This window comes from Polymorphospora sp. NPDC050346, from assembly GCF_040655695.1.
GTDB lineage: Bacteria > Actinomycetota > Actinomycetes > Mycobacteriales > Micromonosporaceae > Polymorphospora > Polymorphospora lycopeni.
Window position 1 is genome coordinate 1 of sequence record NZ_JBFAKM010000008.1, and the last position, 11654, is coordinate 11654.

Consider the following 11654-nt stretch of genomic DNA (forward strand, 5'->3'; position numbering starts at 1 on the left):
GGGCGCGCGGTCGCGCGCCCGCCCCGTCGGCGGAAGTGTCGTACTCAGGGGACGAGTCCCGATTCCTTGATCAGCGCGATGGTCGCTTCCAGCGCGTCGAGGTCGTTGAGGTCGATGTCCGGCACGGCGAGGCTGCTCAGCGCCGGTACGCCGGCCGGTCCCTCGACACCGGCCACGACCGGGTACTCGTAGGTCTGCTCGGCGAAGTACTTCTGCGCGTCGGCGCCGAGCAGGTAGTCGACGAACACCTTGACGTCCGGGTCCTGCGCGGCCTTGGTGAGCACGCCGACGCCGGAGACGTTGACCAGGCCGCCGCTGTCGCCGCCGGGGAAGAAGTGCAGCTTGGCCTTCAGGCCGTCCGGCGTGGTGCCCTGCTCCTTGGCCAGTTCGCCGAGGTAGTAGTGGTTGAGCAGGCCGGCCGGGAGCTTGCCGCTGTTGACCTCGTCGAGGATCGGGCCGTTGCCGTCGCGGACCTGCGGGTCGTTGGCCTTGAGTCCGGCCAGGAACTCCTTGGCCTTCGCCTCGCCGTGCTGCACCTTGATCGCGGTGACGAAGGTCTGGAAGGAGGCGTTGGTCGGGGCGACGCCGACCTTGCCCTTCCACGCCGGCCCGGTCAGGTCGAACACCGACGCGGGCAGGTCGGCCTCGGGCACCAGGTCGGGGTTGTAGACCAGCACGCGGGCGCGGGCGGTGACGCCGACCCACTGGCCGCTGCGGGCCCGGTAGGCGGCCGGCACCTTGTCGGTGACCGCGCCGTCCAGCGTGGCGAAGAGGCCCTGCTTGGCGACGGCACCGAGCGCTCCGGCGTCCTGGGCGAGGAAGACGTCGGCGGGGGACTTGTCGCCCTCTTCGAGAAGCTGGGTGGCCATCGCGGCGGTGTTGCCGTACCGGGTCTCCACGGCGATCCCGGTCGCCTGGGTGAACTGCTCCAGCAGCGGCTTGACCAGCGACTCGCTGCGGCCGCTGTAGACGGTGATCTTCTTGTCGGAGGTCGGGGTCTCGGCCTGCGCCGGAGCGTCATCCTCGGCGCCGCAGGCGGCGAGCCCGAGCACGAGGAGGCTGGCGGCCGCCAGTGCGAGCGCGGCCTTCCGGGGAGAGGTGGGCACAGCGTGCTCCTTAGAACGTCACGGCAAGCGAAAAGCCGGGCCCGGCTCATTTACAACGATGTAGAAGTTAGCAGAGCCTAACCTCAGGCAACAGGGGTGGGTGCCCCGCTAGCGGCCCCGGGCCCGCGACAGCCGGACGAACTCCCCGAGATCGACGACCGCCTCACCGGTCCAGAAGCACGATCCGGCGACGACGAGCGCGGGCGCGGCCAGCAGGGTGAGGTGCCGCCCGGCCGGCACCGGCCGCAGCAGCGCGGCGATCCGGCGCGGCACCGGCCCCGGCCGGGGCACCGGCCAGCCGGCGACCGACAGGTGCAGCCGGCCCGTGGCCCGGCCCGGCACCGCCGGCCCGGCCAGCGCGACCCGGCCGATCGCCCGGGCCACCACCGACCGCCCGCCGGCCTCGTCCGCGGCACGCTCGTCGGCCCACCGCTCCACCGTGTACGCCACCAGCGCCGCGACTGGGCGCAGCAGCGGATTGGCCGCCGCCGCCAGCCGTACGCCGAGCAGCCAGCGGTGGTGCGCGCCGGTCAGGTGTGCCTGCTCGTGGGCCAGCACCGCGGCCCGCTCGGCGGGGCCGAGCGCGGACAGCATGCCGTCGGTCACGACGATGCGACCGGGCCGGCCGGGCAACGTGAACGCGGCCGGCCGGTCGTCCTCGACCACCACCAGACGGTCGTCGCCGGGCAGCCCCGCCGCCTCCCGCCGGGCCGAACGCAGCCCCGCCGCCTCCCGGCGGGCCGCGACCGTCACGGCACCGGCACCCGCCACCAGCAGGGCCAGCGCCAGCCACGACGCCCAGCCGACCGGATGCCCTCCGCTCAACCGGGTCGCCGCGTGCGCGGCGGCGGTCAGCACGGTCACCGTGCTCGACAGGGCCAGCAGCACCGCCGCGACGGTGAACGCGACCGTCGCGACCGCCGGTCGCAGCCTGTCGACGAGCAGGTACGTCACCGCGACACCGACCAGCGGGGCCAGCCCCGCCGACAGCAGCAGGTGCCCGATCACCCGCCGGCCCCGGGGCCACCTGTTCGTAGTCCGCCCTCCGGCGTCCCGTCCCCGGTGGTGTCGCCGAGCAGCAGCCGGCGGACCAGTTCCTCGTCGCGGGCCGACAACCCCGAGATGAAGTGGGTCAGCGCCGGGGCGTGGTCGGCCTCGGCGTCCAGCAGCCGGCTCATCCGCCAGGCGACGAGCCCGGACGGGTCGGACGGCGCTGCGTAGCGGTAGGCCCGGCCGCTGCGGCCGCGGGTCACCACACCCTTGGCGTGCAACCGGGACAGGGTCGTCACGACCGCGCTGTACGACAGTTCGTGGTCGTCGCGCGCGGCCAGCCGTTCGCGTACCTCGCCGGGGGACAGCGGCGTGCCGGAGTCGTGCAGGACCGCCAGGATCTCGCCCTCCAACGAGCCCGGCGCCCGCCGCCGCCGGCGGTCGTCGTCGGTGCCGGTTCCGGGGTGGTCCACGGTGTTGTCGTCTGAACCCGCAGGCATGGGCCGACAATATCGACCGGCGGGCACCCCCGGGTTCCCGGCCGCGACCGGCGCCGCCGGCCGCGGGGTGGCCGACGGTACGCCGGCACCGGATCGACGGTCCCGACGGCCGTACCGCACCGCCCGCCCGGCGGTTCTGGCAGGCTGTACGCATGTCGCAGCTCTATCTGGCGCAGGAGCCCGCCGCCGACGAGATGCTCGCCGCCGACCCGTTCGCCCTGCTGCTCGGCATGCTCCTCGACCAGCAGATCCCGCTCGAGAAGGCGTTCATCGGCCCGTACCGGCTGGCGGAGCGGCTGGCGGTGACCCGGCTCGACCCGGCGGCGATCGCCGACCACGACGCCGACGACCTGGCCCGGATCTTCGCCACCCCGATCGCGATCCACCGGTTCCCCGGATCGATGGCCGAACGCAGCCGCAAGCTGGCCCGGGCCGTCGTCGACGACTACGACGGTGACGCGGCGGCGATCTGGACCGGGGCGGCCGACGGTGCCGACCTGCTGCGCCGGCTCGGCGCGCTGCCCGGTTTCGGCAAGCAGAAGGCGCAGATCTTCACCGCCCTGCTCGGCAAGCAGTTCGGCGTACGGCCGGCCGGCTGGCGGGAGGCGGCCGGCGTCTACGGCGAGGAGGGCTCGCTGCGGTCGGTGGCCGACATCGTCGACGCGGCGAGCCTGGTCAGGGTGCGGGAGTACAAGAAGCAGATGAAGGCGGCGGCGAAAGCGGCCGGCCCGGCGCGGTGACGCGGCGCGACCACACCCGGGTGCGGCGGACGGCGCTAGGCTCTCGCCATGGCGGAGCGGGAGCGGGGTGAGTCGGGCCGCACTCCGTGCCACACCTGTCTGGGTGCCGGCCGGGTGTTGCGCTGGGCGGTGATGGACGGGCGGACCCGGGAGGTGTGGACGACCTGCCCGACCTGTTCGGGACCGTCGGCGGTCGTCAAGGGGCCCGACTGAGCCACCGGCCGGGGCGCCGTCGAGGTGCCCGGCCGACCCGTCGTCAAGGGTTGCGCCGATAGCTGGCACAAGGGCCGGGCAGGGCTGTTCGAGACACCGGGCGTTCCGGCGCCGGTGTTATCGTGACGCGATGCGGATGCTCGTGACCGGCGGAGCCGGTTTCATCGGAGCGAACTTCGTACACCAGACCCTCGAGCGCCTGCCCGGCGTCGATCTGACGGTGCTCGATGCGCTGACCTACGCCGGTGACCGGACCAGCCTCGCGGCCGTCGAGGACCAGATCACGTTCGTGCCCGGCAGCGTCACCGACGCCGCCCTGGTCGACGACCTCGTCTCCCGGGTCGACACCGTGGTCCACTTCGCCGCCGAGTCGCACAACGACAACTCCGTCGCGCAGCCGTGGCCGTTCGTGGAGACCAACATCGTCGGCACCTACCACCTGCTGGAGAGTGTGCGCCGGCACGACGTACGGCTGCACCACATCTCGACCGACGAGGTCTTCGGCGATCTCGAACTCGACGACCCGGCCCGGTTCACCGAGCACACCGCCTACCACCCGTCGAGCCCCTACTCGTCGACCAAGGCCGGCGCCGACCTGCTGGTCCGGGCCTGGGTCCGGTCCTACGGCGTCCGGGCGACGATCTCGAACTGCTCGAACAACTACGGACCGTTCCACCACGTCGAGAAGTTCATCCCCCGGCAGATCACCAACATCATCGACGGCGTACGGCCGAAGATCTACGGCACCGGGCGGAACGTGCGCGACTGGATCCACGTCGACGACCACAACAGCGCGGTGCTCGCGATCCTCGAACGCGGCCGGATCGGCGAGACCTACCTGATCGGCGCGGAGTGCGAGGTCGACAACCTGACCGTCGTCGCCGAACTGCTCGAACTCCTCGACCGCCCGCGCGACTGGTTCGACCTGGTCGACGACCGGCCGGGCCACGACCTGCGCTATGCGATCGACCCGGGCAAGCTGCGTGCCGAACTCGACTGGAAGCCGGTCTACACCAGCTTCCGCGACGGGCTGGCGCAGACCGTCGCCTGGTACCGGGCGAACGAGGCGTGGTGGCGGCCGAAGAAGGAGCAGACCGAGCGCCGCTACGCCGAACTGGGCCGCTGACGCCGCCCGGCACCCGACGAAACCCGGCCGCCGGGTCGGCGAAGCCGACTGGGCGCCGGGTCCGGGCGGTTCAGGCGGCGTTCGGCTGGGCCAGGGCGGCCAGGGCCCGGCGTACGTCGGCCAGCGACACCGTCGCCGAGTCGTCGAGGTCGGCCAGGCCGGCCTCGATCCACTGCCGCATCAGGGTCGTCACGCCCATGCCGCGCGCGTCCGCCGCGGCCCGGATCCGTTCGTAGGTCTCGACCGGCAGCCGGATCGACCGGCTGACCATCGGCTCGTCGGTGTCCGGCGTCGGCAGTCCGACCGGTTGGCTTTCGCCGATCAGGTCGGCGAGCCCGTCGCCGCCGTCGTGGAACCGCTTGATCGCGTCGTGCCGGCTCATCTCATCCGCCCCCTCGCGTTCGCCATCGCCCCACCGCCTCGTCGTAGCGTTTCGCCTCGCTGTCGCTGAGTTCGCGGGCGGAGAGGATGTCCCAGTCGTTGTCGGTGTGGTCGGCCTCGGCGAGCAGGATGGCCAGTCGCCGGCCCCGCCGGGTGGTCGAGTAGACCACCATCGCGTCGTCGCCGAGGTGCCGGATGACCCGGTGCGGGGCCCGCAGGGCCTGCCAGACCTCGGTGGGGCTGACCGCGTAGACCTCCAGGTTGCCAAGCGCTTCATCGGTGAAGCTGAACCGGTTGCCCACCGCGGGAGCGTACCACGTGCGTGGTACGTCCAAGATCGACAGAGGTTGTCCGAACGGCCGGCGCGGGAGGTGGCAGGATGGGATCGGACCCACCAGGAGAACCATGGTCAAGTGAGGAGTGCCATGGTCAAGCAGACGGGCCACCGGCCGATCCTGATCACCGACGCCCCACGCAGCCAGAACGACCAGTTGCACAGCCGCCAGGTGCGTTACATCGTGATGATGCTGATCCGGGTCGCCTGCCTGATCGCCGGTGGTGTCCTGATCTCCCTCGACGTGCCACTGCTGTGGATCTGGCTGTCGCTGTGCGGTATCGGCATGGTCCTCGTACCGTGGCTGGCCGTCCTGCTGGCCAACGACCGGCCGCCCAAGGACGAGCACCGCTTCGTCAACCGGATGCGGCACCGGACGCGGGAGGAGCCCGCGCCACGCACCCTCACCGCCGCCGAGCAGCCCCGGATCATCGACGCCGACTGACGAGGCCGCCGGACGGTCGTCAGCCGGCCCGGCAGTGGGGTGTCAGCAGGCCGGGCCGGCGGCGGGGTGTCAGCAGGCCGGGCCGGCGGCGGGGCGTCAGCCGACCGGACCGGCGGCGGAGGCGGCCCGCGACCGGGCGGTCGCCGGTCGGGCGCCGACCGTCGCCACGGCCACCGCGCCCAGTGCCGCCCCGGCGCGCAGCGCGGCGGCCGGGTCGTCACCGGCGACCCACGCCCCGAGCAGGCCGGCCGCGAACGCGTCACCGGCGCCGGTCGCGTCGACCACCGGCACCGGCCGGCCGGCCTCGCTGACCACCCCGCCGTCCGGTCGCGCCCACACCGCCCCGGCCCCGCCACGTTTGACCACCGCGTGCCGGACCCCCGCCGACAGCACCCGCGCCTGTTCGGCCGGGCTCCGGTCACCGGCCAGCACCGCCGCCTCGTCGGCGTTGGCCAGCAGCAGGTCGACGTCGCGTACCCAGTCCAGGAACGCCGCCGCGCCCACCTGCCGCAGCGGTTCGGCGGACGCCGCGTCGACGCTGGTCGACATGCCGCGTCCGCGCGCCGCGGCCAGCGCCCGCAGCCCGGCGTCGCGCGACCCGGCGTCCAGCAGCGGGTACGCCGACAGGTGCAGGTGCCGTGCCCCGGGCCGGGCGGCCAGCGCGGCATCGACGTGCCCGGGAGGAAGGCGCAGGTTGGCGCCCCGGTCGGTGACCATCGTCCGGTCGCCGTCGTGGACCAGCACGATCACGGTGCCGGTCGGCGCGTCCGGGCTCTCGTGGACCGCCGTGTCGACGCCGAGGCCGGCGAGTTCGGCGACCCGGGCCCGGCCGGCGTCGTCGGCGCCGACCGCGGCGACCAGGGTGACCGGCGTACCGCCGGCCGCCAGCCAGGCGGCGGTGTTCGCCGCCTGGCCACCGCCGGTGACGCTGATCCCGGCCCGGGCGTCCGATCCGATGGCCAGCGGGCCGCCGAGCACGGCGAGCACGTCGGTGACCACGTCGCCGAGCACGACGATCCGGGGCCGGACGCCGCCGGCACCGGCGGGCGACGGCTCGCCGGTCATCCGGCCACGGTCGGCACGGTACCGCCCGGTCCGGCGCCGGTCAGGCCGCCGGCACCGATCGGGCCCGCCCCGGTCCAGTCGGCGCCGGGCGGCGCGGCGGCGGCGATCCGGGCCGCCAGCCGGGCGTTGTTCAGGATGATCCGTACGTTGACCGCCAGGCTCGCGCCCTGTGTCGCGGAGTGGAGGTGCGAGAGCAGGAACGGGGTGACCGCCTTGCCGGTGATCCCGTCGCGGGCCAGCAGCGCCAGGCCCTCGGCCAGCGTACGGTCGTGCAGCGCCGGGTCGAGCTGCTCGTCGACCGGCAGCGGGTTGGCGACGATCAGCCCGCCGTGGTGCACATCCTGCGCCGCCCGGGCGGCCAGGACGGCCGCCACCTGCTCCGGGGTGTCGACCGACCAGTCCAGGTCGAAGCCGCCGTCGGTGATGAAGAAGCCGGGGAACCGGCGGGTGCGGTAGCCGACGACGGCCACCCCCAGCGTCTCCAGCCGTTCCAGGGTGGCGCCGACGTCGAGGATCGACTTCACGCCGGCGCAGACGACCGCGATCGGGGTACGCGCCAGGGTGGTCAGGTCGGCCGACTCGTCGAAGGTCTGCACCGCCTCCCGGTGCACCCCGCCCAGTCCGCCGGTGGCGAACACCCCGAGCCCGGCGGCCGCGGCGACCGCGCTGGTCGCGGCGACCGTGGTGGCCCCGTCCGCGCCGGTCGCGGCGGCCACCGCGAGGTCGCGTACGGACAGCTTGGTGACGCCGTCGGCGCCGGCCAGGTGGGTGAGCTGGGCGTCGTCGAGGCCGACGACGAGCTGCCCGCCGACCATGCCGATGGTGGCCGGCACCGCGCCCGCCTCGCGTACGGTCGCCTCGATCTCGCGGGCCACCCGCAGGTTGTCCGGTCGGGGCAGGCCGTGCGAGACGATGGTGCTCTCCAGGGCCACGATCGGCCGACCTGTGCGCCGCGCCTCGGCGACGTGTTCGCCGTACCGGATCGGATGGGTCGGGTGTTCGGGCAGGCCGGGGCGGTTGGCAGGATCGGTCACGATCACCACGGTACGGCCCGCGCCCGCGTCGGCCGCGGTGGACCGTGGGATGGTGACCTGTCAAACTGGTTTGTCGGAGGTGTTGTCGCGTGAGCACAGAGGTTCTCGAGCGTCCGGAGCTGAAGGACGCCGATACCGGGCCGGACATGTTCCACTACGTCCGGAAAGAGAAGATCGCCGAGAGTGCCGTGATGGGCACCTTCGTGATCGCCCTTTGCGGTGAGACGTTCCCGGTCACCAAGAGCCCGAAGCCCGGCTCGCCGGTGTGCCCCCGCTGCAAGGAGATCTACGAGTCGATGCGGGGCTGAGCCCTGATCCGGCACCCGTAGCCTCGGCGCGGTGAACACCTCGACCGTGCTGCTCCTGGCCGACCTGGTCGGGGTGGCCGTCTTCGCCGCGTCCGGGGCGTCGGCCGCGATCGTCAAACGCCTCGACCTCTTCGGCGTCGTCTTCGTCGGCTTCGTGGCCGCCCTCGGCGGCGGCATCATCCGTGACGTGGTGATCGGCGAGGTGCCGCCGCTGGCCTTCGCCAACTGGCGCTACGTGGCCGTCGCCGCGGTCACCGCCGGCTTCGTCTTCTACCTGCACCCGCGACTCGCCCGGCTGCGCCGTACGGTGCTCGTCCTCGACGCCGCCGGGCTGGGCCTGTTCACCGTCACCGGCACCGTGAAGGCCCTCGACGCCCAGGTGCCGCCGGTCGGCGCATGCGTGATCGGCATGCTCACCGCCATCGGCGGCGGGCTCGGGCGTGACCTGCTCACCGGGGAGATCCCGGTCGTCCTGCGGCGCGAGATCTACGCGGTGGCCGCGCTGGGCGGCGCGGTCGCCGTGGTCGCGGTCGACGCGGTCGGGCTCACCGGCCCAGTCCCGCTGGTCACCGCCGCGGCGTTCATCTTCGGGGTACGCCTGATCGCCCTGCGCCGCAAGTGGTCCGCCCCGATCGCCCCCACCCGCCCTTTCCCGCCCACCCCACCTGCCCCACCCCCCTCCCCACCTGCCCCGCCCCCCTCGCCCCCGCCCGCCCCGCCGTCCCCGCCCGCCCCGCCGTCCCCGCCGTCCCCGCCCGGCCCGCCGCGTTGATCGAGGAGTAGTTGCCGGCGACTTCCGGCGAAACGCCCACGGTTTCTCCTTGATCAACGGGCGCGGGCGGACGGACGGCGCGGACGGACGGCGCGGGTGTGGATGGCGTGGGCGGGGCCTGACGGGGTGCTGTTACCGGTGGGTGTCCGGGGGTGGTGGTGTCGTCCGGGGCGGGCGGGAACGGTCGTGGTTATGCTGGGACGGCCTTCGCCGGCCACCGGTCGCGGAGGCGTTTTCATGGGGCTCGTGGCGGTGCGACGCCCGTGGCCGTAACCATCGGAAGGGGGCCTCCGCGTGGTCAGCCAACCGGTCTCGACGCAGTCCTTTCCGGCGCTGCGCTCCTGGCAGCGCAAGGCGCTGGTGGAGTACCTGCGGCGCCGGTCCCCGGACTTCATGGCGGTCGCCACACCCGGCGCCGGCAAGACGACGTTCGCGCTGCGGATCGCCGCCGAGCTGATCGCCGACGGCACCGTCGAGGCGGTCACCGTCGTCGCCCCGACCGAGCACCTGAAGTCGCAGTGGGCGCAGGCGGCGGCCCGGGTCGGCATCCAGCTCGACGCGTCGTTCCGCAACGCCGACGTGCACTCGTCCCGGGACTTCCACGGGGCGGTGGTGACGTACGCGCAGGTGGGGATCGCGCCCCAGGTGCACCGGCGGCGCACGATGACCCGGCGGACCATGGTCATCCTCGACGAGGTGCACCACGCCGGTGACTCCCGCTCGTGGGGCGACGGGGTCAAGGCCGCCTTCGAGCCGGCCGTACGGCGGTTGATGCTCACCGGCACCCCGTTCCGGTCCGACGACAACCCGATCCCGTTCGTGACGTACGAGCGTGGCGGGGACGGCCTGCAACGGTCCCGTGCCGACTCGGTCTACGGCTACGCCGACGCGCTGCGCGACGGCGTCGTACGGCCGGTGATCTTCCTGGCCTACTCCGGGGAGACCCGGTGGCGGACCAGTGCCGGTGACGAGCTGGCGGCCCGGCTGGGCGAGCCGATGACGCAGGACCTGATCGCGCAGGCGTGGCGTACGGCACTCGATCCGGCCGGCGACTGGATGCCACAGGTGCTGCGTGCCGCCGACGCCCGCCTGCAGGTGTTGCGCGAGGGTGGGATGGCCGACGCGGGCGGGCTGGTGATCGCCAGCGACCAGCAGTCGGCGCGGGCGTACGCCCGGCTGATCGAGCGGCTGACCGGCCAGAAGGCCGTCGTGGTGCTTTCCGACGACGTGGGGGCGTCGGCCCGGATCGCGGCGTTCGCCGCCTCCGAGGACCGGTGGCTGGTGGCGGTGCGGATGGTGTCCGAGGGGGTCGACATCCCCCGGCTGGCGGTCGGCGTGTACGCCACCAGCGCGTCGACGCCGCTGTTCTTCGCCCAGGCGATCGGCCGGTTCGTCCGGGCCCGCCTGCCGGGGGAGACCGCCTCGGTCTTCGTGCCGAGCGTGCCGCACCTGCTCGGGCTGGCGAGCGAGATGGAGGCCGAACGCGACCACATCCTCGGTGGGCCGAAGAAGGAGGGCTTCGACGACGAACTGCTGGAGCGGGCCCAGCGCGACGAGAAGGCCGGCGGCGAGCTGGAGAAGCGGTTCGAGGCGCTGTCCGCGACCGCCGAGCTCGACCAGGTGATCTTCGACGGCGCGTCCTTCGGCACCGGCGCCCAGGCCGGCACCCCCGAGGAGGAGGACTATCTCGGCCTGCCCGGCCTGCTCACCGCCGACCAGGTGGCGCTGCTGCTGAACAAGCGCCAGGCGGAGCAGTTGGCCGCCCAGCGCCGCCGGAAGGCGGATCCGGCACCGGAACCGCGGGAGCCGGTGGTCGCGCCACCGACGGCCGCCGAGCGGCGGATCCGGCTGCGCCGGCAGCTCAACGCCCTGGTGGCCGCCCGGCACCACCGCACCGGGCTGCCGCACGGCAAGATCCATGCCGAGCTGCGCCGGTTGTGTGGTGGGCCGCCCAGCGCCCAGGCCACGATCGAGCAGCTCGAGGAGCGGATCGCGACGATGCAGTCGCTCTGAGCCCGGCGCCGCGCCGGACGGCAGGGACACCCCGGACAGCGGCGGCCTGGCACCGCCATACCGGACGGCGGCGACATGCCGCCGGATACACGAAGCGGCCGGAGGCTCCCGCTACGGGAAACTCCGGCCGCTTTCGCGTCTCGCTGGATCGGACGTCCGGTCCCGCCCGGTGGTTGCCGGGCGGAACCGGAACGTCTCAGTTCGCCATCAGGTCGGCGCCACGCCAGTTGAACTCCGGGTCGGCCACGAACCGTACGGTGATCTTGACAAGATCCTCGGCGTACTTGTTCGCGTGGTGTCCACAGAACACCAGCTCACTGCCACCCGACAGGGTGATCCGGAGCTTGCCGGCGGCATTGCAGCGGTCGCACCGTTCATCGGCGGCTGGGGGAGCCACCGTCTCGGGCGGCGGCGTGAGGGTCGGGGTCATCGCCTTCCTCCTCGGGTCGTCACCGATGAACACGTTCTTCGGTCGTTGCTCTCACCTATCGTGCAACACCCATGGTGGGTGCGGCCTTCCCAACGTGCCCTCGGGGGACCGAGGTCACACATCGTTGGGACAGTTTGCCGTGTACCAAGGGTGCCACGTCAACGATCACAATCGCGTAACCGACCAATTACCGCAGT

At 73.3% G+C, this 11654-nt stretch carries 14 protein-coding genes and 1 pseudogene; 7 read left to right on the forward strand and 8 right to left on the reverse strand.

The window, feature by feature from the left end; translation table 11 throughout:
* Positions 1 to 44: 44 nt before the first annotated feature.
* The 3 genes from AB0I42_RS10410 to AB0I42_RS10420 form a co-directional block, all read right to left on the reverse strand.
* Positions 45 to 1106, reverse strand: coding sequence for an iron ABC transporter substrate-binding protein (locus tag AB0I42_RS10410; RefSeq protein ID WP_357536071.1), 1062 nt, complete (start codon positions 1104 to 1106; stop codon positions 45 to 47).
* Between the two features lie 108 nt (positions 1107 to 1214).
* Complete coding sequence (locus AB0I42_RS10415) at positions 1215 to 2114, reverse strand: M48 family metalloprotease (RefSeq protein WP_357536072.1); 900 nt, start codon at positions 2112 to 2114, stop codon at positions 1215 to 1217.
* Positions 2111 to 2596, reverse strand: a complete 486-nt coding sequence (locus tag AB0I42_RS10420) for a BlaI/MecI/CopY family transcriptional regulator (RefSeq protein WP_357536074.1) — start codon at positions 2594 to 2596, stop codon at positions 2111 to 2113. Before AB0I42_RS10420 ends, AB0I42_RS10415 begins: the two co-directional genes overlap by 4 nt.
* A 152-nt stretch (positions 2597 to 2748) precedes the next feature.
* On the opposite strand from AB0I42_RS10420, the gene AB0I42_RS10425 reads away from it, so the two are divergent.
* The 3 genes from AB0I42_RS10425 (at position 2749) to rfbB (ending at position 4675) form a co-directional block, all read left to right on the forward strand.
* Positions 2749 to 3336 carry an HhH-GPD-type base excision DNA repair protein gene (locus tag AB0I42_RS10425; RefSeq protein ID WP_357536075.1) on the forward strand — a complete coding sequence of 196 codons (588 nt, stop codon included), beginning with the start codon at positions 2749 to 2751 and terminating at the stop codon, positions 3334 to 3336.
* A 48-nt stretch (positions 3337 to 3384) separates the two neighbouring features.
* The gene (locus AB0I42_RS10430; RefSeq protein ID WP_212816535.1) at positions 3385 to 3549 is read left to right on the forward strand and encodes a hypothetical protein; all 165 of its coding nucleotides are present in this window, start codon (positions 3385 to 3387) and stop codon (positions 3547 to 3549) included.
* A 130-nt stretch (positions 3550 to 3679) separates the two neighbouring features.
* On the forward strand, positions 3680 to 4675 hold the full coding sequence (rfbB, locus tag AB0I42_RS10435) for a dTDP-glucose 4,6-dehydratase (RefSeq protein WP_357536077.1): 996 nt from the start codon (positions 3680 to 3682) through the stop codon (positions 4673 to 4675).
* 70 nt (positions 4676 to 4745) lie between these two features.
* Here the strand turns inward: rfbB and AB0I42_RS10440 are convergent, their stop codons facing one another.
* Positions 4746 to 5057, reverse strand: a complete 312-nt coding sequence (locus tag AB0I42_RS10440) for a hypothetical protein (protein ID WP_357536078.1) — start codon at positions 5055 to 5057, stop codon at positions 4746 to 4748.
* A gap of 1 nt (position 5058) precedes the next feature.
* Positions 5059 to 5358, reverse strand: coding sequence for a hypothetical protein (locus AB0I42_RS10445; RefSeq protein ID WP_357536080.1), 300 nt, complete (start codon positions 5356 to 5358; stop codon positions 5059 to 5061).
* A 123-nt stretch (positions 5359 to 5481) separates the two neighbouring features.
* Between AB0I42_RS10445 and AB0I42_RS10450 the strand changes: the two genes are divergently transcribed.
* On the forward strand, positions 5482 to 5835 hold the full coding sequence (locus AB0I42_RS10450) for a DUF3099 domain-containing protein (protein ID WP_357536082.1): 354 nt from the start codon (positions 5482 to 5484) through the stop codon (positions 5833 to 5835).
* Between the two features lie 96 nt (positions 5836 to 5931).
* Here AB0I42_RS10450 and AB0I42_RS10455 read toward each other — a convergent pair whose 3' ends face one another.
* Positions 5932 to 6900, reverse strand: a complete 969-nt coding sequence (locus tag AB0I42_RS10455; RefSeq protein ID WP_357536084.1) for a PfkB family carbohydrate kinase — start codon at positions 6898 to 6900, stop codon at positions 5932 to 5934.
* Between the two features lie 92 nt (positions 6901 to 6992).
* A pseudogene (locus AB0I42_RS10460) lies at positions 6993 to 7883 on the reverse strand (pseudouridine-5'-phosphate glycosidase); the annotation flags it as partial.
* A gap of 140 nt (positions 7884 to 8023) precedes the next feature.
* Between AB0I42_RS10460 and AB0I42_RS10465 the strand changes: the two are divergent.
* From AB0I42_RS10465 to AB0I42_RS10475, 3 genes are all read left to right on the forward strand, one after another.
* Positions 8024 to 8242 (forward strand): DUF3039 domain-containing protein, encoded by a 219-nt coding sequence (locus AB0I42_RS10465; protein ID WP_357536085.1) that lies wholly within the window; start codon positions 8024 to 8026, stop codon positions 8240 to 8242.
* 31 nt (positions 8243 to 8273) lie between these two features.
* Complete coding sequence (locus AB0I42_RS10470; RefSeq protein ID WP_357536087.1) at positions 8274 to 9014, forward strand: trimeric intracellular cation channel family protein; 741 nt, start codon at positions 8274 to 8276, stop codon at positions 9012 to 9014.
* A gap of 294 nt (positions 9015 to 9308) precedes the next feature.
* Entirely contained in the window at positions 9309 to 11027 is a 1719-nt protein-coding gene (locus tag AB0I42_RS10475) for a DEAD/DEAH box helicase family protein (protein WP_357536088.1), read from the forward strand.
* A 196-nt stretch (positions 11028 to 11223) separates the two neighbouring features.
* On the opposite strand, the gene AB0I42_RS10480 is transcribed toward AB0I42_RS10475, so the two are convergent.
* Positions 11224 to 11457, reverse strand: a complete 234-nt coding sequence (locus AB0I42_RS10480; protein WP_344141869.1) for a hypothetical protein — start codon at positions 11455 to 11457, stop codon at positions 11224 to 11226.
* Between the last annotated feature and the right edge of the window lie 197 nt (positions 11458 to 11654).